Source organism: Curtobacterium sp. VKM Ac-1395 (assembly GCF_015350975.1).
GTDB lineage: Bacteria > Actinomycetota > Actinomycetes > Actinomycetales > Microbacteriaceae > Curtobacterium.
In genome coordinates, this window is the sequence record NZ_JADKRX010000002.1 from 247150 (window position 1) to 269061 (window position 21912).

A 21912-nucleotide genomic window follows, 5' to 3' on the forward strand; every position below is an offset into this window, starting at 1 on the left:
CGGTCGCGTGAGCGAGAACCCCCTTGCCCCGCCGCGGCTGCGGTACCCGTCCGACGCCTCGGCGCTGACGGCCCGCATCTGGCCGGCCTCCGCCACCCGCACCGACGACGGCTCGCTGGTCGTCGGCGGCGTCACCGCCGCCGACCTGGTCGAGCAGTTCGGCACGCCGCTGTACGTCGTCGACGAGCGCGACGTGCAGTCCCGTGCCGTCCGCGTGCGCAACGCCTTCACCGAGGCCTTCGAGCGCATCGGCAGCCGCGCGCACGTCTACTACGCCGCCAAGGCCTTCTTCACGACGCAGGTCGCCGCGTGGATGGCGGAAGCCGACCTGCGGCTCGACGTCTGCACCGCCGGTGAGATCGCGGTGGCCCTGGCCGGTGGCGCTGACCCCGCGCTGATGGGCTTCCACGGCAACGACAAGTCCGACGCCGAGATCGCCCGCGCGGTCGAGATCGGGCTCGGCACGATCGTGCTCGACTCGCACGAGGAGATCGGTCGTGTCGCTCGTGCCGCCGCCGACGCCGGCACGACGCAGCGCGTGCGCATCCGCATCAACAGCGGGGTGCACGCGTCGACGCACGAGTACCTGGCCACGGCGCGTGAGGACCAGAAGTTCGGGATCCCGCTGAACGAGGCCGTCCGGGCAGCCGAGGCCGTCCGTGCGGAGCCCTCGCTGGCGTTCGTCGGGCTGCACTCGCACATCGGTTCGCAGATCTTCGACGAGTCCGGCTTCCGTGAAGCTGCCCGGCGACTCATGGACGTGCACGCGACGCTCGTCGCCACCGGCCCGGTCCCCGAGCTGAACCTCGGCGGCGGCTGGGGCATCGACTACACCGAGGGCGACTCCGCCTTCGAACCCGAGGACGTCGCCGACGCCCTCGCCGCCATCGTCGCCGAGGCCTGCGCGGAGCGCGACATCCCCGTCCCGGAGATCGCCGTGGAGCCCGGGCGCTACATCGTCGGCCCGCCCGGCATCACGCTCTACCGCGTCGGCACGATCAAGCCGGTCGCCCTCGAGCTCGACGGCTCCAGCGGCCTGCCCGGCGGGGGCGGCACCGCGACCCGCACCTACGTCTCCGTCGACGGCGGCATGAGCGACAACATCCGCCCGGCGCTCTACGGCGCCGAGTACACGGCCCGGCTGGCCCGCACGTCGGACGAGCCCGCCGTGCTGACGCGCGTCGTCGGCAAGCACTGCGAGAGCGGCGACGTCGTCGTGCAGGACGAGTACCTGCCCGGCGACGTCCAGCGCGGCGACCTGCTCGCCGTCGCGGCCACCGGCGCCTACTGCTGGAGCCTCGCGAGCAACTACAACCACGTCGGGCGCCCGCCGGTCGTCACGGTCGCCGACGGCACTGCCCGTATCCTCGTCCGGGGCGAGACGGTCGACGACCTGCTCGCTCGCGACACCGGGGTGTCGCCCGTGGCCGCAGCCGGTGCCGCGCGGTGAACCCCCGAGATCCCGGAGACACGCACCACATGATCGAATACCGCAACGTCCGCGTCGCGCTGCTGGGGGCCGGCTCGGTCGGGTCCCAGGTCGCCAGGCTCCTGCTCGAGCACGGCGACGAACTCGCGTCCCGCGCCGGCGCCGGCCTCGAGCTCGTCGGGATCGCCGTCCGTGACCTCGACGCCCAGCGTGACGTCGACCTGCCGCGCCAGCTCTTCACCACGGACGCCGAGTCGCTCATCCTCGGCGCGGACATCGTGGTCGAGCTGATCGGCGGCATCGAGCCCGCGCGCACCCTCGTGCTCCAGGCGCTGCTGTCCGGCGCCGACGTCGTCACCGGCAACAAGGCGCTCCTCGCCACGCACGGCCCCGAGCTCTTCGCCGCGGCGGAGCAGGTCGGTGCACAGCTCTACTACGAGGCCGCGGTGGCCGGGGCGATCCCGATCATCCGACCGCTGCACGACTCCCTCGCCGGCGACCGCATCGTCCGGATCATGGGCATCGTCAACGGCACCACGAACTTCATCCTCGACCTGATGGACCGGGAAGGCGCCACGTTCGAGGACGCCCTGGCGACGGCCACCGAGCTCGGGTACGCCGAGGCCGACCCGACCGCCGACATCGAGGGCTACGACGCCGCCCAGAAGGCCGCGATCCTGGCCTCGCTCGCGTTCCACACCTCGGTGCCGCTCGTCGCCGTGCACCGCGAGGGCATCACCTCCGTCACCATCGAGCAGGTCCGTGCCGCCCGCAAGGCCGGCTACGTCGTGAAGATCCTCGCCACGTGTGAGCGCCTGACGGACGAGAACGGCGTCGAGGGCGTCAGCGCTCGGGTCTACCCGGCCCTCGTGCCGGACACGCACCCGCTCGCCAGCGTGCACGGGGCGAAGAACGCCGTGTTCGTCGAGGCCGAAGCCGCCGGTGACCTGATGTTCTACGGTGCCGGAGCCGGCGGCGTCGAGACCGCGTCCGCCGTGCTCGGCGACCTCGTCTCCGCAGCCCGTCGGCACGTCATCGGTGGCCCCGGCGTCGCCGAGTCGACCCAGTCCGCCCTGCCGGTGTTCCCGATCGGGGCCGTCCGCACGAGCTACCAGATCACGCTGCACGTGACGGACGCCCCCGGCGTGCTGTCGACCGTGGCCGGGGTCCTCGCCGCGCACGGCGTCAGCGTCGAGACCGTCGAACAGTCGAGCGCCCACGGCGACGGCGGCACGGCGACGCTCGTCATCGGCACGCACGAAGCCCGCGAGTCCGACCTCGCCGACACGGTCGTCGCCCTCCGCGGTGAGGACGTCGTGGCCGAGGTCGCGAGCGTCCTCCGCGTCGTCGGCGCCTGACCGCCCGCCCCACGACCTGTCGACGCAGCCCCGCGTCGGCACCGCGAACACCCGGTCCGCCGGCCCAGATCCCACCCGCCCCGAAGCACCAGACAGAGAGAGAACCCTGATGGCCCACCAGTGGCAGGGAGTCCTGCGCGAGTACGCCGACCGACTCGACGTGACCGAGGCGACGCCCATCGTCACGCTGGGCGAGGGCGGCACGCCGCTCATCCCGGCACGACGCCTCTCCGAGCGCACCGGCGCGGACGTGTACGTCAAGTTCGAGGGCATGAACCCGACCGGGTCGTTCAAGGACCGCGGCATGACGATGGCGATCTCGAAGGCCGTCGAGCACGGGGCGAAGGCGGTCATCTGTGCGTCGACCGGCAACACGAGCGCCTCGGCCGCCGCGTACGCCACGCACGCGGGCATCACCGCCGCCGTGCTCGTGCCCGAGGGCAAGATCGCCATGGGCAAGCTCAGCCAGGCCGTCGCCCACGACGCCCAGCTGCTGCAGGTCCAGGGCAACTTCGACGACTGCCTCGACATCGCCCGCGACCTCGCCGCGAACTACCCGGTGCACCTGGTCAACTCGGTCAACAACGACCGCATCGAGGGCCAGAAGACCGCTGCGTTCGAGGTCGTCGACGTCCTCGGCGACGCGCCGGACTTCCACTTCCTGCCCGTCGGCAACGCGGGCAACTACACCGCGTACTCCCGCGGCTACCGCGAGGACGTCGCTGCCGGGCGCTCCACCAAGCTCCCGCGCATGTTCGGGTTCCAGGCCGCCGGTGCCGCACCGATCGTGGGCGGGGCCGTCGTCCCGCACCCGGAGACCATCGCCTCCGCCATCCGCATCGGCAACCCGGCGTCGTGGAAGTACGCGCTCGAAGCGCGAGAAGAGACGGACGGCTACTTCGGTGCCATCAGCGACGCCGGCATCCTCGCCGCGCACCGCATCCTCTCCGCCGAGGTCGGCGTGTTCGTCGAGCCCGCCTCGGCCATCGGCGTCGCCGGACTCCTGGAGCGCGCCGACGCCGGGGAGATCCGCAAGGGCGCGACGGTCGTCATCACGGTCACCGGCCACGGCCTGAAGGACCCGCAGTGGGCCCTCAAGACCGAGGACGGCGGCGACGTGACGCCGACGAGCGTCCCCGTCGACACCCGGGCCATCGCCGAGGTCCTCGGACTGGCCGGCGCCCGGTGACCCTCGACCGCTCGTCCGAGCCGGGGGAGGGCACCACTGCCCGCATCGCTGTACCGGCCGGACGGGCGGTCCGTGTGCGCGTCCCGGCGACGTCCGCCAACCTCGGACCGGGCTTCGACTCGCTCGGTCTCGCGCTCTCCCTCTACGACGAGGTCGACGTCCGCGTCCGTCAGGAGCCCGGTTCGACCGTGACGGTCGAGGGCGTCGGCGCCGGTGAGGTGCCGACCGACGATGCCAACCTGGTCGTGCGTGCCGTCCGTCGTGGCCTCGAGCACGCGGGCGTCGAGCAGCCCGGGCTCGCGCTCCGTGCGGTGAACGCCATCCCGCACGGCCGGGGGCTGGGGTCGTCGGCCGCGGCGATCGTCGCCGGGCTGATGGCGGCCCGAGGCCTGCTCGAGGGCATCGTCGACCTCGACGCCTCGACGCTCCTCACCCTCGCCACCGAGATGGAGGGGCACCCCGACAACGTCGCCCCCGCACTCTTCGGCGGGCTCACCATCGCGTGGATGACGGCGGACGGCCCGGCGTACAAGCGCCTGCTCGTGCACCGCGGCGTCGCGCCCGTGGTCTTCGTGCCGACGTCGACGCTCTCCACGAAGCTCGCACGGTCCCTGCAACCCGAGAGCGTCCCGCACGCCGACGCCGCGTTCAACGTGTCGCGCTCGGCTCTCCTCGTCGCCGCGCTCATCCAGAGCCCCGAACTGCTCCTCGCGGCCACCGAGGACCGGCTCCACCAGACGTACCGGGCGAGCGCGATGCCCGAGACGGACGCCCTGATCCGGCTGCTGCGGCAGCACGGGCTCGCGGCCGTGGTGTCCGGCGCGGGGCCGAGCCTGCTCGTGCTCGGGTCCGACCCGGCACAGCGGTTGACGGCCGCCGCACTGCTGGAACGACACGCCGAATCGTCCTGGCGGCCCCTCATGCTGGCCGTCGATCTCGGTGGTGCTACAGTGAACGCGCACCCGGTGGACCACGTCGGACGCTCCTAGCGCGGCTCAACAGCCAGCACGAGCTCCCGGTCCGCAGGTGTGATCTCCCTCAGATCACCGCTTCCCGGTCCGTCGTCTGAACGGCGGCCGTCGCACACCCGTGCCAGCGCACACCAGCGCCAGCGCATCGCGTGGGAAGTCGGTGGAAACTCTCCGCGCTCTGCGGTTCGGAAGGAACGAACAACTTGACCAACGTGAACAACTCCGCCTCGGTGGAGATCCCCAGCGACCTGCGTGCCCTGCGCCTCCCCGAGCTGCAGCGCATCGCCTCCGCCCTCGGCATCACGGGGCTCTCGAAGCTCCGCAAGGGCGACCTGATCGCCTCGATCGAGGACAAGCGCCCCGAGGGCCAGCCCGAGGCCCCCGCCACCCCCGCCGCCACCGCGACCACGACCGGCACCGACGCCGCAGTGGTCTCGGCCGAGCTCCAGCCGGAGACGCCCACCCACCACGACGCCGGGTCGGAGGTGACCGACAGCGCCGACGTCGCACCGACGCTCCAGGCAGCACCCTCCCGCGCCCGTCGCTCGCGCCGCGCCACCTCGGGCGGCACGGTGACCACCGCGCCGACGACGGCCGCCGAGCACGCCAACCACGGCCAGACCGGCACCGAGGACCTCCTCGCCGGCCTCGACCAGGTGCGCGCCGAGAAGGACGCCGAGGAAGCCGCCCAGACGAACGGCCAGCAGTCCGGTGGCCAGCAGTCCGGCGGCCAGCGTCGTCGCCGCGGCCAGAAGGCCGAGCAGCCGCAGGACGCCGAGCAGCCGCAGTCGGCCGCGCAGCCCCAGAGCGCCGACCAGCCGCGCAGTGCCGACCAGCCGCAGAGCGCAGCCACCGACGAGCAGGGCTCCGACTCCGCGCAGCAGGGTCAGGACGACGACCAGAACGGTGACGGCGAGGGCGGTTCGCGCCGTGGCCGTCGCAGCCGTGGTCGCGGTCGTGGCCGCGGTCAGAACGGTGACCAGCAGAACGGCGACCAGCAGGACGCCGAGCAGGGGCGTCAGCAGAACGGTCGGCAGAACGGCCAGCAGGCCCGCACCGACCAGAAGCAGACGGACGACCGGCAGGCCGACGACAAGCAGACCGAGCCGAAGCAGGCCGACGCCAAGCAGGACCAGCAGAAGCAGGGCCAGAACGGCCAGCAGAAGCAGGCCCAGCAGCCGGCGCAGCAGAAGCAGAACGGCCAGCAGGCCCAGAACGGCCAGAGCCAGGCGCAGCAGCAGCGTGACGACCAGCAGCGTCGTGACGAGGAGGCCGAGAACGGCCGCAGCCGTCGTCAGCGTGACCGCAAGCGCGGCCGTGGCGGTCAGAACGACGAGTTCGAGCCGGAGATCACCGAGGACGACGTCCTGATCCCGGTCGCGGGCATCCTCGACGTCCTCGACAACTACGCCTTCGTGCGCACGACCGGGTACCTCCCGGGCCCGAGCGACGTCTACGTCTCCCTCGGCCAGGTGAAGAAGTACCACCTGCGCAAGGGCGACGCCGTCGTCGGTGCGATCAAGCAGCCGCGCGACAACGAGCAGCAGAGCCGCCAGAAGTACAACGCCCTGGTCAAGATCGACACGATCAACGGCCAGACCGCCGACGAGGCCGCGAGCCGCGTCGACTTCCAGGACCTCACCCCGCTGTACCCGAACGAGCGCCTGCGTCTCGAGACCGAGCCGGCGAAGCTGTCGACGCGGATCATCGACCTGGTGTCGCCGATCGGCAAGGGCCAGCGCGGCCTGATCGTCTCGCCGCCCAAGGCCGGCAAGACCGTCGTGCTGCAGGCCATCGCGAACGCGGTCTCGAAGAACAACCCCGAGGCGCACCTCATGGTCGTCCTGGTCGACGAGCGGCCCGAAGAGGTCACCGACATGCAGCGCACGGTGAAGGGCGAGGTCATCGCCTCGACCTTCGACCGTCCCGCCGAGGACCACACCACGGTCGCCGAGCTCGCCATCGAGCGTGCGAAGCGCCTCGTCGAGCTGGGCCACGACGTCGTCGTGCTGCTCGACTCGATCACCCGCCTGGGTCGCGCCTACAACCAGGTCACCCCGCCCTCCGGCCGCGTGCTGTCCGGTGGCGTCGACGCCGCCGCGCTCTACCCGGCCAAGCGCTTCTTCGGCGCCGCCCGCAACATCGAGAACGGCGGCTCGCTGACCATCCTCGCCACGGCGCTCGTCGAGACCGGGTCGAAGATGGACGAGGTGATCTTCGAGGAGTTCAAGGGCACCGGCAACATGGAGCTCCGCCTCAACCGCCACCTGGCGGACAAGCGGATCTTCCCGGCCGTGGACGTCAACGCGTCCGGCACCCGTCGCGAGGAGCAGCTGCTCTCCGCGGACGAGGTCACGATCACGTGGCGGCTGCGTCGCGCCCTCGCCGGGCTCGACCCGCAGCAGGCCCTCGAGATCGTGCTGCGGAACCTCAAGGAGACGCAGTCGAACGTCGAGTTCCTGGTCCAGGTCCAGAAGTCCGTCCCGGCGACCGGGAACGGTCACCTCGGCCACCAGGAGTAACCGGTGTTCGAGTCGGTGGCCGGGCTGCTGGCGGAACACGAGGACCTGACACAGCAGTTGTCGGACCCCGCGCTCCACGCCGACGCGGCCCGAGCGAAGAAGGTCAACCGGCGCTACGCCGAGCTGAACCGGATCCGGTCTGCCTACGAGGCCTGGACGGCGGCGGGGGAGGACCTCGCCGCCGCCCGGGAGCTCGCCCGTGAGGACGAGGCCTTCGCGGAAGAGGTCCCCGGGCTCGAGGAGCAGCTCGCGGAGCGCCAGGAACGGCTCCGTCGTCTCCTGATCCCGCGCGACCCGGACGACGGCCGCGACGTCATCATGGAGATCAAGGGCGGTGAGGGCGGCGAGGAGTCGGCGCTGTTCGCCGCCGACCTCCTGCGCATGTACTCCCACTACGCGGAGTCCAAGGGCTGGAAGACGGAGCTCCTCGAGCGCACCGAGTCCGACCTCGGCGGCTACAAGGACGTCCAGGTCGCGATCAAGTCGACCTCCTCGGACCCCGCGCAGGGCGTCTGGGCGCACCTCAAGTACGAGGGCGGCGTGCACCGTGTCCAGCGGGTGCCGGCGACCGAGTCGCAGGGGCGCATCCACACCTCGACGACCGGCGTGCTGGTCTTCCCCGAGGTCGACGAGCCCGAAGAGGTCGAGATCAACCAGAACGACCTCAAGATCGACGTGTACCGGTCCTCCGGTCCCGGCGGTCAGTCGGTGAACACGACCGACTCCGCGGTCCGCATCACCCACCTGCCCACGGGCATCACGGTGGCGATGCAGAACGAGAAGTCGCAGCTGCAGAACAGAGAGGCGGGGATGCGCGTCCTGCGTGCCCGCATCCTCGCGAAGCGGCAGGAGGAGATCGACGCCCTCGCCTCGGACGCTCGCCGGTCGCAGATCCGCGGGATGGATCGGTCGGAGCGCATCCGCACGTACAACTTCCCGGAGAACCGGATCGCGGACCACCGCACCGGGTACAAGGCCTACGACCTCGACCGCGTCATGAACGGTGCGCTCGAGCCGGTCATCGAGTCCGCCATCCGCGCGGACGAAGAGGCCCGGCTGGCCGCCGTGGGCGACCAGGGCGCCTGACAGGAGGCCCTGATCACCGCCGACACGCCCGTCACGTACGCGGCGGATCGCCTCCTCGACGAGGCGACCGCCGCGTTCGTCGCGCACGGCGTCCCGACCCCGCGGGTGGACGCCGAGCTCCTGCTCGCCTGGGCGACCGACACGTCGCGCGGCGCGGTGCAGGCCCGTGCCATGACCGGCGGGACGATCGCGGGGGAGCACGTCGACCGCTTCCGACAGGCCGTCGCCCGACGCGCCACCCGGCTGCCGCTCCAGCACATCACCGGTGAGGCGCACTTCCGGGCGCTGACCCTGGCCGTCGGGCCCGGTGTCTTCGTGCCGCGTCCGGAGACCGAGGGCGTCGTCCAGTTCGGCATCGACGCGCTCCGTGCCGCGGCCGTGCCCGAGCCGATCGCGGTCGACCTCGGCACGGGCAGCGGCGCGATCGCGATCGCCATGGACACCGAGGTGCCGAACGCCCTCGTGTACGCCGTCGAGCGGTCGCCGGAGGCGCTCCCGTGGACCCGGCGCAACGTGGCGACGTACGGCGGGACGGTCCGTCTCGTCGAGGGCGACCTCGCCGACGCGTTCCCGGAACTCGACGGCACCGTGTCGGTGGTGGTGTCGAACCCGCCCTACGTGCCGGACGACGCCGTCCCCGTCGACCCCGAGGTCCGCGACCACGACCCGGCCCTCGCGCTGTACGGCGGGCCGGACGGCCTCGACGCGGTCCGTGCCCTCGCCGAGAGCGCGTGGCGGTTGCTCGTGCCGGGCGGCCTGCTCGTCGTCGAGCACGCCGAACCGCAGGGCGCCGCCGTGCGCGAGGTCCTGGCGCGCCGGGGGTTCCGGTCCCCGGAGACGCACCAGGACCTGACCGGACGCGACCGCACGACCACCGCGACGCGCTAGGCGGGGCCGAGCTGGGCCTCCAGGCCGAGTCTCGGCGCTGGGTCAGACGGCGCTGGGTCAGGCGACGCTGGCGCCCGTGCGCGACGCGACGAACGCGTGGACGGCGTCCCGCAGGTCGGTGTCGTGCTCGACCAGGACCGCGTGGATGCCGACGCTCCTGGCTCCCGCGACGTTCTCGGGCATGTCGTCGGCGAAGAAGGTGTCCGACGCGGCGGCGCCGTGGTGGTCGAGCGCCCGCAGGAAGACCTCGGGTTCCGGCTTCCTCGCGCCGAAGTTGCTCGTGGTGTCGAGGTGCTCCCCGAACAGCGGCGGCAGGGACGGCGCCCACTCGTGGATCCACCGACCGGCCAGCGGACCGTTGTTCGTCAGGAGGGCGACACGCCCGTGCTCGGCCGCGATGCGGACGGCCTCGATGCGCTCCGGCAGCTCGGTCATGGCGGAACCGCGGACCCGCGCCCACTCCGACTCCGGGACCTCGCAGCCCATGGCCTCCTGGAACGCGGCCAGGTACGTGTCGCCGTCGGGGAAGTGCCCGGCCTCGGCGCGCTGCTCCTGGCCGGACACCCACCAGCGTCGCCGCAGCTCCACCAGGTCGTGCCCGGTGAGCTCGGTGAGGCCCGCCATGCGGGTCTCCCAGTCGTAGCGGACCAGGACGTCGTCCATGTCGAAGAGGAACAGGAGGCGGGGCGCTGGGGTCTCGTTCACGATGCCGCCTATTCTGTCGCACTATCATCGTGCGAGTCATGGCATCCCGATACGACTGCACCGACCCCGACGGGCTCCTGACCGGGATGCGGCTCGCACGTGCCGCACTCGGACGGGGCGAACTCGTCGTGCTCCCCACCGACACCGTCTACGGCATCGCCGCGGACGCCTTCGACGCGACCGCCGTGCAGCGGTTGCTCGACGCCAAGGGCCGCACGCGCCAGTCGCCGCCGCCCGTGCTCATCCCCGGGCCGGCGACGCTGGACGCACTCGCTCGCGAGGTCCCGCAGCAGGTCCGCGACCTCGTCGACGAGTTCTGGCCGGGCGGCCTCACCGTCATTCTCGGCGCGCAGCCGTCCCTCGACTGGGACCTCGGCGAGACCCGGGGGACCGTGGCGCTCCGGATGCCGGACTCGCGGATCGCGCTCGAACTCCTGCAGGAGGTCGGCCCGCTCGCGGTCTCCTCCGCGAACTCGACCGGGGACCCGGCCGCGATGGACGTCGACGCGGCCGAGGCGATGCTCGGTGACAGCGTCGCCGTCTACCTCGACGGTGGGTCGCTGGCGCCGCACGACGGCTTCGCGGCGTCGACCGGGTCGACGATCGTCGACGCCACCGGGCTCGCCACCGGCGACGGCCTGCGCATCGTGCGCCACGGCGTGATCTCGGACGCCGAGATCGAACGGGTCGTCGGGGACGACCTCAGGACGTGAAGTACTACCTGCTCGCGGGGGCCATCTCGGCCCTCGTGAGCTTCGTCGTCAGCTTCCTGCTGTGGAAGCTCGGCGTGAAGTACAAGTGGTACCCCCAGGTCCGCGAACGTGACGTGCACCGCACGCCGGTGCCACGGCTCGGCGGCATCGCGATGTTCCTCGGCGTCGTCGTCTCGCTGCTCTGCGCGTGGTTCGTCTTCCCCGAGATCCAGGGCATCGACTTCTTCCGGCTCGTCTTCGCGGAACCGCAGCGCGTGCTCGCCGTGTTGGCGGGCGCCACGATCATCGTGGTGCTCGGCGTGGCCGACGACATCTGGGACCTCGACTGGATGACGAAGCTCGCGGGGCAGATCATCGCCGCGGGCATCCTGGCGTGGCAGGGCGTGGCGATCGTGTCGCTGCCGATCGGCAACACGCTCGGCGTCGGGTCGTCCTACATGAGCCTGATCTTCACCGTGCTGGCGGTCGTGCTGGTGATGAACGCGGTGAACTTCATCGACGGGCTGGACGGCCTCGTCGCCGGTGTCGCGATCATCGCCGGCGGGGTGTTCTTCCTCTACACGTTCTTCATCAACCGCGTCGTCGTGCAGACGGAGTTCTTCTTCAACCTGCCGTCGCTGCTCACCGCGGTCCTCGTGGGGGCCTGCTGCGGCTTCCTCGTCCTGAACTGGCACCCCGCCAAGCTCTTCATGGGCGACGCGGGCGCACTGCTGGTCGGCTTCCTGATGGCCACGAGCGCGGTGTCCATCACCGGCAACATCGACCCGGCCGCCGTCCGTTCCCGTACCGACCTGCTGCCCGCGTTCATCCCGATCCTGCTGCCGTTCGCGATCCTCATCGTGCCGATGCTCGACTTCGGGCTCGCGGTGTCCCGACGGCTCAGCGCGGGCAAGTCCCCGTTCTCCGCCGACCGGAAGCACCTGCACCACCGGCTGCTCGACATGGGCCACTCGCACTTCCACGCCGTGCTGATCTTCTACGCCTGGACGGCCACCGTCGCTGTCGGCTGTCTGCTGTTCCTGTTCGTGGAGTGGTGGTGGGTCGTCGTCTTCGTGTCGGTCGGGTTCACCATCTGCGCCATCGCGACGTTCGCACCGCTCGGCCGGAAACGGACCGAGATCGCCGCACAGACCGCTGCGAGGACCGCACGGGTCGCCGGCAGCGTCGTCGACGCCAGCCTGGACCCCCTGGACCGCGCCGCAGCCGTCCGCGACCGCCCGACCCCTTCCCCCTCTGGAGACCCCTCGTGACCACGCCGAACGGCCTCGACCACATCACCCCGCTGTTCCGGCGGATCCTCGTGCAGGGAGCGTTGCTCGCCGGCGCGCTGGCCGTCGTCGGGGGACTGGTCGGGTTCCTCGTCGCCGGGGGACCGGGGCTCGCCGGTGGGCTCATCGGCGCCGTGATGAGCGTCGTGTTCTGCGGGCTGACCGCCGTCAGCGTCCTGCTGGCGATCCGGTTCTCCGGCGGACAGATGATCTCCGGCGCCTTCTTCGGCACGATCATGGGGATGTTCCTCGTGAAGTTCGTGCTCTTCATCGTCGTGCTCGTCCTGCTCAAGGACCGTGACTGGGTCGACACGCCCGTGCTCGCCGTGGCCATCATCGTCGGCGTGGTCGGGTCCCTCGTGATCGACGTCACCGTCATCGCCAAGGGCCGCGTACCGATCGACGTGCCGCTGCCGGGGGACGGCTCGTCGTCCGCCTCCGCGGAGCCTGGGAGCGACGGCCCGCGGGTCTGAGAGCCCGGGAAGGTCCGCGCACCTGATAGGGTTTGACACGTCCGCGTCCGGAGCACTGCTCGGGCGGGACGAGCCTCCACACAGTCCACCATCGCGTGCCATGACGTGCGCGCGCCGACACAGGAGACAGCGCTGCTATCCCACGCTCTTCCCCTGTCTCTCTCCGCCGCGGTCAACACCGTGGCGGCGGGGAGCAGCAAGGCCGCCGAGTTCCATGGCCCGTCGATCAACGAGTTCTTCCCGGACCCCATCTTCTTCGCCGGGACGCCCTTCGAGATCGATCGTGTCGTCATCATCCGCTTCATCGCGGTCGCAGTGCTGCTCGTCTTCGCCTTCGCGGGGACCCGGGCGCTCAAGCTGATCCCCAACCGCGGTCAGGCGTTCATCGAGTACGGCTTCGACGTCGTGCGACGCAACACCTTCGACAACCTCGGTGAGAAGGACGGCAAGCGGTTCCTGCCGCTGCTCGCGACGATCTTCTTCGGCGTGCTGTTCATGAACCTCACGGGTCTGATCCCGGGGCTCAACCTCGCCGGCACCAGCCGCATCGCGATGCCGATGATCCTCGCGATCGTCGCCTACGTCGCCTTCATCTACGCGGGGCTGCGCAAGCACCCGGGCACGTTCCTCCGGAACTCGCTCTTCCCGCCCGGGGTGCCGTGGTACCTGTACATCATCGTGACGCCGATCGAACTCGTCTCGACGTTCGTGCTCCGCCCGGTCACGCTGACACTGCGACTCCTCATGAACATGGTCGTCGGGCACCTGCTGCTCGTCCTGTTCTTCTCGGCCACGCAGTTCTTCTTCTTCGACGCGTCGCTCGGTTTCAAGGCCTTCGGCATCGGAACCATCGCGTTCGGCATCGCCTTCAGCTTCTTCGAGATCCTCGTCGCGCTGCTGCAGGCCTACGTCTTCATGCTCCTCACCGCCGTCTACATCCAGCTGGCGCTGGCCGACGAGCACTGATTCCTCACTGACCCCCTACGGGACCGGCATCCGTCGGACCCGCACCTCGAAAGGAAAACACGTGGACGCAACGACCGTTCTCGCGGAGATCAACGGCAACATCGCGACGGTTGGCTACGGCCTCGCTGCGATCGGCCCGGCCATCGGCGTCGGCATCGTCGTCGGCAAGACGATCGAGTCCGTGGCCCGCCAGCCTGAGCTCCAGGGCCGCCTGACGACCCTCATGTACATCGGTATCGCCTTCACCGAGGCCCTGGCCTTCATCGGCATCGCCACGTACTTCATCTTCACCAGCACCAACTAAGGCTCTCGATGAACACTGCACTCATCATCGCGGCGGAGGAAACGCACAATCCGCTGGTCCCCCCGGTGTACGACATCGTGTGGTCGCTGGTTGCCTTCGTCATCATCTTCCTGGTGTTCTGGCGTGTCGTCACGCCGCGCATCACGAAGATGCTCGATGAGCGCACCGAGGCCATCGAGGGCGGCATCAAGAAGGCGGAGGCTGCCCAGCAGCAGGCCGCCGCAGCACTCGACGAGTACAACAAGCAGCTCGCCGACGCCCGTGCCGAAGCCTCGCGGATCCGCGAGCAGGCCCGTGCCGACGCGACCGCCATCGGCAACGAGGTGCGCGAGCAGGCCTCGGCCGACGCTGCGCGGATCACGAGCAATGCCCAGGCGCAGATCGAGGCCGAGCGTCAGAGTGCGCTCCAGTCGCTCCGCACCGAGGTCGGTTCGCTGGCCCTCGACCTCGCGTCGGGTGTCATCGGCGAGTCCCTCAAGGACGACGCCAAGGCCACCGCGGTCGTCGACCGCTTCCTCGCCGACCTCGAGTCGTCGAAGAGCGTCGAGTCCTCGCAGGTCCAGGCCTCGCAGGTCGAGACGGAGCGCTGAGCATGCGGAGCGCCACCCGTTCAGCCATGACGTCGACGCAGGCGGTGCTGGCCGACCTCGGCGTCAGCGCTGACCTGGTGACGGGTGCTGAGGTCCTCGCCGCAGGGCGAGTGGTCGCCGGTGCGTCCCAGCTCCTCACGCTGCTGGCCGACCCGACCGCCGACGTCGTCGGCAAGAAGTCGGTCGTCGACCGGGTCTTCGCCGGACAGTCCGACGCCACGCGCGCCGTGCTGACCGCGGTGGCCGGCTCGCGCTGGTCCTCGCAGCAGGACCTGCTCGCCGGCATCGAGGACGCGGGCATCCGCGCCGTCGCTGCCACCGCGGACCCGGGCACCCCGATCGAGGCCGAGCTGTTCGCCTTCGAGACGGCGGTCCGCTCGGACGCCGGTCTCGAGCTGGCGCTCGGCACCAAGCTCGGCAGCCCGGAGCAGAAGGCGGCACTCGTCGAGCGGCTGATCGGCAGCAAGTCGTCGCCGCAGACGGTGACGATCCTGTCGGCCCTCGTCCAGCAGCCCCGTGGCCGCCGGATCGGCGAACTCGTCCGTGATGCCTCGCGCATCGTGGCCGACCAGGCCGACAAGGTCGTGGCGACGGTCATCACGGCCGTCCCGCTCTCCGACGGCCAGGCGGCCCGCGTCGCCCGCGGTCTCTCGGAGCGCTACGGCCGGGACATCATCGTCAACCACGTCGTCGACCCCCAGGTCGTCGGCGGGGTCCGGGTGCAGGTCGGCGGCGACGTCATCGACGGCACCGTGTCCACGCGCCTCGCCGACCTCCGGCTCCAGCTCGCCGGCTGAGCGTACGGTCGAACCCGTCACCCCAAGTCCACAACGGGAACTGTCCCCACCGGGCAGCATCACCCTCTCGGAGCCGCAGGGCCCCGGAAACCAACAAGGAAAATCCCATGGCAGACATCACCATCAGCCCCGATGAGATCCGTGATGCCCTGAAGGACTTCGTCTCGAACTACGAGCCGACGAAGGCCTCCACGGCCGAGATCGGGCACGTCACCGACGCCGGTGACGGCATCGCCCACGTCGAGGGCCTCCCCGGCGTCATGGCCAACGAGCTCATCCGCTTCCAGGACGGCACGCTCGGCCTCGCCCAGAACCTCGACGAGGACTCGATCGGTGCCATCGTGCTCGGCGAGTTCTCCGGTGTCGAAGAGGGCCAGGAAGTCACCCGTACCGGTGAGGTCCTCTCGGCCCCCGTCGGCGACGCCTTCCTCGGCCGAGTCGTCGACCCGCTCGGCGCCCCGATCGACGGCCTCGGCGAGATCGCAGCCGAGGGCCGTCGTGCCCTCGAGCTGCAGGCACCCGGTGTCATGAGCCGCAAGTCGGTCCACGAGCCGATGCAGACCGGCATCAAGGCCATCGACGCGATGATCCCCGTCGGCCGTGGCCAGCGTCAGCTGATCATCGGCGACCGCCAGACCGGCAAGACGGCGATCGCGATCGACACGATCATCAACCAGAAGGCCAACTGGGACTCGGGCGACGAGAACAAGCAGGTCCGCTGCATCTACGTCGCGATCGGTCAGAAGGGTTCCACGATCGCCTCCGTCAAGGGTGCGCTCGAGGACGCCGGCGCGATGGAGTACACCACCATCGTCGCCGCTCCGGCCTCCGACCCGGCCGGCTTCAAGTACCTCGCCCCGTACACCGGTTCGGCCATCGGCCAGCACTGGATGTACCAGGGCAAGCACGTCCTCATCGTGTTCGACGACCTGTCGAAGCAGGCCGAGGCCTACCGTGCGGTGTCGCTCCTCCTGCGTCGTCCGCCGGGGCGCGAGGCCTACCCGGGTGACGTCTTCTACCTGCACTCCCGTCTGCTGGAGCGTTGCGCGAAGCTGTCCGACGAGCTCGGCGCCGGCTCGATGACGGGTCTCCCGATCATCGAGACCAAGGCGAACGACGTCTCGGCGTACATCCCGACCAACGTGATCTCGATCACCGACGGCCAGATCTTCCTGCAGTCGGACCTCTTCAACGCGAACCAGCGTCCGGCCGTCGACGTGGGCATCTCGGTGTCCCGCGTCGGTGGTGACGCCCAGGTGAAGTCGATCAAGAAGGTCTCCGGCACGCTCAAGCTCGAACTGGCGCAGTACCGCTCGCTCGAGGCCTTCGCGATGTTCGCGTCGGACCTCGACCAGGCCTCGCGTCGTCAGCTCGACCGTGGTGCGCGCCTGACCGAGCTGCTCAAGCAGCCGCAGTACTCGCCGTACCCGGTGGAGGAGCAGGTCGTCTCGATCTGGGCCGGCACCAACGGCAAGCTCGACACCGTCCCCGTGAAGGACGTGCTGCGCTTCGAGTCCGAGCTGCTCGACCACCTGCGTCGCAACTCCGACGTGCTCACGACCCTGCGCGAGACGAACCAGCTCAGCGACGACACCGTCGCCGAGATGGGCAAGCAGATCGACGAGTTCACGAAGAGCTTCCAGACGAGCGACGGCAAGACGCTCGGTTCTGAGCAGTTCGACGCCGCGGACTCCGAGGACGTCGACCAGGAGCAGATCGTCAAGGGTCGTCGCTAGATGGCAGCGCAGGTCCGGGTCTACCGACAGCGAATCAAGTCCGCGAAGACCACGAAGAAGGTCACTCGCGCGATGGAGTTGATCTCGGCGTCGCGGATCCAGAAGGCGCAGGCCCGCATGGCCGCTTCCGGTCCGTACTCGCGTGCGGTGACCCGGGCCGTGTCGGCCGTGGCGACGTTCTCGAACGTCGACCACGTGCTGACCACCGAGCCCGAGTCGTCGACCCGTGCCGCCGTCGTGCTCTTCACGTCGGACCGCGGTCTGAACGGCGCGTTCAGCACGAACGTCCTCAAGCAGGGTGAGGAGCTCGCCTCCCTGCTCCGCAGCGAGGGCAAGGACGTCGTCTACTACCTGGTCGGGCGCAAGTCCGTCGGGTACTTCGCGTTCCGTGAGCGCCCGTCCGAGCGGCAGTGGCTGGGCAACACCGACCAGCCCGAGTTCTCGACGGCCAAGGAGATCGGCGACGCGGTCGTGTCGAAGTTCCTCCAGGACACGGCCGAGGGCGGCGTGGACGAGATCCACATCGTCTTCAACCGCTTCCTGAGCCTCGCGACGCAGGAGCCCCAGGTCGTGCGCCTGCTCCCGCTCGAGGTCGTGGACGGCGTGGACGAGCCCACCGGCGACGCCCCGCTCCCGCTCTACGAGTTCGAGCCGGACGCCGATGCGGTGCTCGACTCGCTGCTCCCGGTCTACATCGAGAGCCGCATCTTCAACGCCATGCTGCAGTCGGCTGCTTCCGAGCACGCCGCACGCCAGAAGGCGATGAAGGCGGCCAGCGACAACGCCGACTCCCTGATCCGTGACTTCACCCGACTCGCGAACAACGCGCGTCAGGCCGAGATCACGCAGCAGATCTCCGAGATCGTCGGCGGCGCCGACGCCCTCTCGTCGAAGAAGAAGTAGTCCGCGTCGTTCGCGGACAGAACCCACCAGGAAGGCACCAGCCATGACCGACACCGCAACCACCGCGGTCGAGACGTCGTCGGCGCCCGGTGTCGGCCGGATCGCCCGTGTCACGGGTCCCGTCGTCGACATCGAGTTCCCGCATGACGCCATCCCCGAGATGTACAACCTCCTGTTCACGACCATCACCATCGGTGAGTCGTCGCAGGAGATCGGCCTCGAGGTCGCGCAGCACCTCGGTGACGACCTCGTCCGTGCCATCTCCCTGAAGCCGACCGACGGCCTCGTCCGTGGTCAGGAGGTCCGTGACTCGGGCGCCCCGATCTCGGTCCCCGTCGGCGACGTCACCAAGGGCAAGGTCTTCGACGTGCTGGGCAACGTGCTCAACACCGACGAGAAGCTCGAGATCACCGAGCGCTGGCCGATCCACCGCAAGGCCCCGGCCTTCGACCAGCTCGAGTCGAAGACCTCGATGTTCGAGACCGGCATCAAGTCCATCGACCTCCTCACCCCGTACGTGCAGGGTGGCAAGATCGGCCTCTTCGGTGGTGCGGGCGTCGGCAAGACCGTCCTCATCCAGGAGATGATCCAGCGCGTCGCGCAGGACCACGGCGGTGTGTCGGTGTTCGCCGGTGTCGGTGAGCGCACCCGTGAGGGCAACGACCTCATCGGTGAGATGGAAGAGGCGGGGGTCTTCGACAAGACCGCCCTCGTGTTCGGCCAGATGGACGAGCCGCCGGGGACCCGTCTCCGGGTCGCCCTGTCGGCGCTGACGATGGCGGAGTACTTCCGCGACGTGCAGAAGCAGGACGTCCTGCTCTTCATCGACAACATCTTCCGCTTCACGCAGGCCGGCTCCGAGGTCTCGACGCTGCTCGGCCGCATGCCGTCCGCCGTGGGCTACCAGCCCAACCTCGCCGACGAGATGGGTGTGCTCCAGGAGCGCATCACCTCGACGCGTGGTCACTCGATCACCTCGCTGCAGGCGATCTACGTGCCGGCTGACGACTACACCGACCCGGCTCCGGCCACGACGTTCGCGCACCTGGACGCCACGACCGAGCTCTCCCGTGAGATCGCGTCGCAGGGCCTCTACCCGGCGATCGACCCGCTGACCTCCACGTCGCGGATCATGGACCCCCGGTACCTGGGCGCCGACCACTACCAGACGGCCACGCGCGTCAAGCAGATCCTCCAGAAGAACAAGGAGCTGCAGGAGATCATCGCCATCCTCGGTGTCGACGAGCTCTCCGAAGAGGACAAGATCACGGTGGAGCGCGCACGTCGCATCCAGCAGTTCCTGTCCCAGAACACCTACATGGCGAAGAAGTTCACGGGTGTCGAGGGCTCCACGGTGCCCCTCAAGGACACCATCGAGTCCTTCGCCGCCATCGCCGACGGCGAGTTCGACCACGTCGCGACCCAGGCGTTCTTCAACGTCGGTGGGATCAACGACGTGGAAGAGAAGTGGTCGCAGATCCAGAAGGAGAACCGCTGACATGGCGGGTCTCACCGTGAGTGTCGTCTCGGCCGACCGCGAGGTCTGGTCGGGCGACACCTCCATGGTCGTCGCACGCACGACCGAGGGCCAGATCGGCATCCTCGCGGGGCACGAGCCGATGCTCGCGATCCTCGCGCAGGGCCAGGTCCGCATCACGCGTGCCGACGGCTCCACCGTCGCGGTCGACGCCGAGGACGGCTTCCTCTCCGTCGAGCACGACACGGTCACGATCGTGGCGCGGCAGGCCGCGCTGGCGTCCTGACCGGACTGACCGTCCTCCTCCCGCCGTCCGAGACGAAGCGGGAGGGCGGGGACACGGGTTCCACCCTCGACCTGGGTGGGCTCTCCTTCCCGGAACTGTCCGACGAGCGGGCCGCGGTGATCACCGCGGCCCGCTCCGTCAGTTCCGAGGAGTCCTCTGCGCGGGCGGCGCTCAAGCTCGGCCCGAAGTCGATCGCGGAACGCTTCCGGAACCTCGCACTGACGACCTCGCCGACGCTCCCCGCGATCGAGCGGTACACGGGTGTCCTCTACGACCCCCTCGACGTGCCCGGTGCGTCGGCCGCGGTCCGCGACTGGTGGTCCCGCCACGTCGTGGTGCAGTCCGCGATGTTCGGGCCGATCGGAGCCGGCGACCTGATCCCGGCGTACCGCCTGTCCCACGACGCCCGCCTGGGTCCGCTCCGACTCGCGGCGCACTGGCCCGGTCCGTCCCGGGCCGCACTCCGCTCCCGCGCTGACGGGCTGGTGCTCGACCTCCGTTCCGAGGGCTACCGTGCGCTCGGCCCGGCGGAGGGTGCGGTCACACTCCGCGTCGTGAGCGTCGACGGCTCCGGTCGACGGAAGGCCCTGAACCACTGGAACAAGACCGCGAAGGGCCGCCTGGTGTCGCTGCTGGCCCGGACCGACGCCACCGTCGGGTCGATGGACGACCTGGCCGACTGGGCGTCGCAGGTCGGTGTGGTGCTCGAGCGGGTGGACGGCGGCTGGGACCTCGTCGCGGAGAGCCTGCAGCCTGCTGCAGCCTGAGCAGACGATCCCTGCACAGGGACAGGATCGACGCGGTTCTCCACGGGGTCGCGGCCAGCCCGGTCTGGAGGCCCGGATCGCGTCACGATGGCCCCATGAACGCCATCGCACTCCGAAGTCCTGACGCCCTGATCGCCGGCCGGTCCCGTGAGATTGCTGCCGCAGTCACCCTGCCGGTCGCCGCCGCAGCGCTGGTCGCACCGGGCACGGCGCCCCTCTCGCGGCGCGGCAGTGCCGCGGTGTCGACCGCCTGTGTCGCCCTGGCCACACGCATGGCCCTGATCCCCTTCGTCGCCGCCCCGGCCGACCGGACACCGACGGTCGTCCGCCCCTTCGACCCGTTCCACGACCCGACGCCGCTCGCGCTCCAGGGCGCCGGCCCAGCCCCAGACCGGGACCGGCTCCGAACGGCGGGGGACCGGTGCGTCGGACTCTGGCAGGACTGGCGTCTGCGCGGGTGCCCCGAGGACGAGCGACTGGGTGTCGCCGGCGCGCTCGCACTCGGCGCCTGGTGCTCCTGGGCGCTCGGGTCGCCGGAACGTGCCAGGACCCGAGCACGGCACGCCCTCGACGCCGTCCCCGACGACGCCCTCGCCGGACTCGTGCTGCGGTCGGTCCGGGCACGCACCGCCCCGGCGTGGTGGGGGTGATGCCGGGTGCACCGGATCGTCTACGGTGGTGACGACGAGGAGAGAGGCCCCTGGTGCACGACGGCGACGACATCGAGGACACGGTCCTGCGTCCACGTCATCGCGCCGTCGGCACCGACCGCGCTGCTGACGCCGTTGAGGACACCGTCATCCGGGTGCCGTTCCGACCCGGGGGAGCAGACGACGGACGGTTCCCCGCGCCGCTCGACCTCGCGACACCCGCACGGGTCCCTGCGGCCGACGGCGTCGTGGCCGAGCCAGACCGCGTGGACGCGCCGGCAGCCGACCCCGAGGACACCATCGTCCGAGCCCGCAGCGGTCGGGTCGCCGACGGAGCGACCGGTGTGCCGGACGTGCCCCCGAGCCTCCCGGCCGTCGTCGAGCCGCCGCGCGTGCGCGTGCCGTCGATCCGGATCGCCGACCGGGTGATCCGACTCGACCGTCCCGTCGTGGTCGGCCGCCGTCCGGCGCTGCCGCGCGTCGTGCGCGGACCGGAACCCGAGCTCGTCGTCGTCCGCTCGCCCTCGGGGCAGGTGTCGTCCTCCCACGTGGCCTTCCACGCCGAGGGGGAAGCCGCCGTCGTCGACGACCTGCACTCCACCAACGGCACCGTGGTCCGGCCCGCCGGGGCCGCTGCCTACCGGATGCCGTCCGGTGCGTCGATCGTGGCGTTGACCGGTACGGTAGTCGAGATCGGGGACGGCATCGGGATCGAGATCCTCTCGCCCCACCTCCGGGTGCGGCCTCCGGCGGACGACGTCCCCACGTCCCCGCCGCCACGCCCGACCACTCGTTGACCGGCACGCCCACGACCCCCCAGAGAGCGATCGAAGA

22 protein-coding genes are annotated in these 21912 nt (G+C 70.5%); 21 read left to right on the top strand and 1 reads right to left on the bottom strand.

Annotation, left to right across the window (positions count from 1 at the left end; all coding sequences use genetic code 11):
• The first annotated feature begins 7 nt into the window (after positions 1 to 7).
• From lysA to prmC, 7 genes are all read left to right on the top strand, one after another.
• Positions 8 to 1450, top strand: coding sequence for a diaminopimelate decarboxylase (gene lysA / locus ITJ68_RS05850; protein ID WP_194660373.1), 1443 nt, complete (start codon positions 8 to 10; stop codon positions 1448 to 1450).
• 29 nt (positions 1451 to 1479) lie between these two features.
• Entirely contained in the window at positions 1480 to 2787 is a 1308-nt protein-coding gene (locus ITJ68_RS05855; RefSeq protein WP_194660374.1) for a homoserine dehydrogenase, read from the top strand.
• A 109-nt stretch (positions 2788 to 2896) separates the two neighbouring features.
• Positions 2897 to 3976: a threonine synthase gene (thrC, locus tag ITJ68_RS05860; RefSeq protein ID WP_194660375.1), complete on the top strand. Its 1080-nt coding sequence runs from the start codon at positions 2897 to 2899 to the stop codon at positions 3974 to 3976.
• Between the two features lie 44 nt (positions 3977 to 4020).
• Entirely contained in the window at positions 4021 to 4965 is a 945-nt protein-coding gene (thrB, locus tag ITJ68_RS05865; protein WP_194660803.1) for a homoserine kinase, read from the top strand.
• A gap of 194 nt (positions 4966 to 5159) precedes the next feature.
• Complete coding sequence (gene rho, locus ITJ68_RS05870; RefSeq protein WP_416354641.1) at positions 5160 to 7469, top strand: transcription termination factor Rho; 2310 nt, start codon at positions 5160 to 5162, stop codon at positions 7467 to 7469.
• 3 nt (positions 7470 to 7472) lie between these two features.
• On the top strand, positions 7473 to 8555 hold the full coding sequence (prfA, locus tag ITJ68_RS05875; RefSeq protein WP_194660377.1) for a peptide chain release factor 1: 1083 nt from the start codon (positions 7473 to 7475) through the stop codon (positions 8553 to 8555).
• Positions 8556 to 8567: 12 nt separating this feature from the next.
• On the top strand, positions 8568 to 9443 hold the full coding sequence (gene prmC / locus ITJ68_RS05880) for a peptide chain release factor N(5)-glutamine methyltransferase (RefSeq protein WP_194660804.1): 876 nt from the start codon (positions 8568 to 8570) through the stop codon (positions 9441 to 9443).
• 57 nt (positions 9444 to 9500) lie between these two features.
• Here the strand turns inward: prmC and ITJ68_RS05885 are convergent, their stop codons facing one another.
• Positions 9501 to 10148, bottom strand: a complete 648-nt coding sequence (locus ITJ68_RS05885) for an HAD family phosphatase (protein ID WP_323743234.1) — start codon at positions 10146 to 10148, stop codon at positions 9501 to 9503.
• Between the two features lie 38 nt (positions 10149 to 10186).
• Between ITJ68_RS05885 and ITJ68_RS05890 the strand changes: the two genes are divergently transcribed.
• The 14 genes from ITJ68_RS05890 (at position 10187) to ITJ68_RS05955 (ending at position 21875) form a co-directional block, all read left to right on the top strand.
• Positions 10187 to 10861, top strand: a complete 675-nt coding sequence (locus ITJ68_RS05890) for an L-threonylcarbamoyladenylate synthase (RefSeq protein ID WP_194660378.1) — start codon at positions 10187 to 10189, stop codon at positions 10859 to 10861.
• Entirely contained in the window at positions 10858 to 12111 is a 1254-nt protein-coding gene (locus ITJ68_RS05895; RefSeq protein ID WP_194660379.1) for an MraY family glycosyltransferase, read from the top strand. The genes ITJ68_RS05890 and ITJ68_RS05895 overlap by 4 nt, the downstream gene beginning before the upstream one ends.
• Positions 12108 to 12602 (top strand): hypothetical protein, encoded by a 495-nt coding sequence (locus ITJ68_RS05900; protein WP_194660380.1) that lies wholly within the window; start codon positions 12108 to 12110, stop codon positions 12600 to 12602. Before ITJ68_RS05895 ends, ITJ68_RS05900 begins: the two co-directional genes overlap by 4 nt.
• 180 nt (positions 12603 to 12782) lie before the next feature.
• The gene (gene atpB, locus ITJ68_RS05905) at positions 12783 to 13568 is read left to right on the top strand and encodes a F0F1 ATP synthase subunit A (protein ID WP_139200640.1); all 786 of its coding nucleotides are present in this window, start codon (positions 12783 to 12785) and stop codon (positions 13566 to 13568) included.
• Positions 13569 to 13629: 61 nt separating this feature from the next.
• The gene (gene atpE, locus ITJ68_RS05910) at positions 13630 to 13872 is read left to right on the top strand and encodes an ATP synthase F0 subunit C (protein WP_071274929.1); all 243 of its coding nucleotides are present in this window, start codon (positions 13630 to 13632) and stop codon (positions 13870 to 13872) included.
• An 8-nt stretch (positions 13873 to 13880) separates the two neighbouring features.
• The gene (locus ITJ68_RS05915; protein ID WP_194660381.1) at positions 13881 to 14462 is read left to right on the top strand and encodes a F0F1 ATP synthase subunit B; all 582 of its coding nucleotides are present in this window, start codon (positions 13881 to 13883) and stop codon (positions 14460 to 14462) included.
• Positions 14463 to 14464: 2 nt separating this feature from the next.
• Positions 14465 to 15259: a F0F1 ATP synthase subunit delta gene (locus tag ITJ68_RS05920; protein WP_194660382.1), complete on the top strand. Its 795-nt coding sequence runs from the start codon at positions 14465 to 14467 to the stop codon at positions 15257 to 15259.
• Positions 15260 to 15366: 107 nt separating this feature from the next.
• On the top strand, positions 15367 to 16995 hold the full coding sequence (atpA, locus tag ITJ68_RS05925) for a F0F1 ATP synthase subunit alpha (RefSeq protein ID WP_194660383.1): 1629 nt from the start codon (positions 15367 to 15369) through the stop codon (positions 16993 to 16995).
• Positions 16996 to 17898, top strand: a complete 903-nt coding sequence (locus ITJ68_RS05930; RefSeq protein ID WP_194660384.1) for a F0F1 ATP synthase subunit gamma — start codon at positions 16996 to 16998, stop codon at positions 17896 to 17898.
• Between the two features lie 43 nt (positions 17899 to 17941).
• The gene (atpD, locus tag ITJ68_RS05935) at positions 17942 to 19396 is read left to right on the top strand and encodes a F0F1 ATP synthase subunit beta (RefSeq protein ID WP_071274944.1); all 1455 of its coding nucleotides are present in this window, start codon (positions 17942 to 17944) and stop codon (positions 19394 to 19396) included.
• 1 nt (position 19397) lies between these two features.
• On the top strand, positions 19398 to 19661 hold the full coding sequence (locus ITJ68_RS05940) for a F0F1 ATP synthase subunit epsilon (RefSeq protein WP_194625493.1): 264 nt from the start codon (positions 19398 to 19400) through the stop codon (positions 19659 to 19661).
• A 5-nt stretch (positions 19662 to 19666) separates the two neighbouring features.
• A complete protein-coding gene (locus ITJ68_RS05945; RefSeq protein WP_194660806.1) occupies positions 19667 to 20428 on the top strand; it encodes a YaaA family protein in 762 nt (253 codons plus the stop codon).
• A gap of 95 nt (positions 20429 to 20523) precedes the next feature.
• Entirely contained in the window at positions 20524 to 21078 is a 555-nt protein-coding gene (locus ITJ68_RS05950; RefSeq protein WP_194660385.1) for a hypothetical protein, read from the top strand.
• Positions 21079 to 21131: 53 nt separating this feature from the next.
• Positions 21132 to 21875, top strand: coding sequence for an FHA domain-containing protein (locus tag ITJ68_RS05955; protein WP_194660386.1), 744 nt, complete (start codon positions 21132 to 21134; stop codon positions 21873 to 21875).
• Positions 21876 to 21912: the final 37 nt, after the last annotated feature.

Bases quoted from the DNA above. Each gene is read 5' to 3' on its own strand.
- ITJ68_RS05855 (WP_194660374.1), top strand. From the start codon at position 1,480: ATGATCGAATACCGCAACGTCCGCGTCGCGCTGCTGGGGGCCGGCTCG.
- thrC (WP_194660375.1), top strand. From the start codon at position 2,897: ATGGCCCACCAGTGGCAGGGAGTCCTGCGCGAGTACGCCGACCGACTC.
- ITJ68_RS05890 (WP_194660378.1), top strand. From the start codon at position 10,187: ATGGCATCCCGATACGACTGCACCGACCCCGACGGGCTCCTGACCGGG.
- ITJ68_RS05915 (WP_194660381.1), top strand. From the start codon at position 13,881: ATGAACACTGCACTCATCATCGCGGCGGAGGAAACGCACAATCCGCTG.
- ITJ68_RS05920 (WP_194660382.1), top strand. From the start codon at position 14,465: ATGCGGAGCGCCACCCGTTCAGCCATGACGTCGACGCAGGCGGTGCTG.
- atpA (WP_194660383.1), top strand. From the start codon at position 15,367: ATGGCAGACATCACCATCAGCCCCGATGAGATCCGTGATGCCCTGAAG.
- ITJ68_RS05930 (WP_194660384.1), top strand. From the start codon at position 16,996: ATGGCAGCGCAGGTCCGGGTCTACCGACAGCGAATCAAGTCCGCGAAG.
- atpD (WP_071274944.1), top strand. From the start codon at position 17,942: ATGACCGACACCGCAACCACCGCGGTCGAGACGTCGTCGGCGCCCGGT.
- ITJ68_RS05940 (WP_194625493.1), top strand. From the start codon at position 19,398: ATGGCGGGTCTCACCGTGAGTGTCGTCTCGGCCGACCGCGAGGTCTGG.
- ITJ68_RS05950 (WP_194660385.1), top strand. From the start codon at position 20,524: ATGAACGCCATCGCACTCCGAAGTCCTGACGCCCTGATCGCCGGCCGG.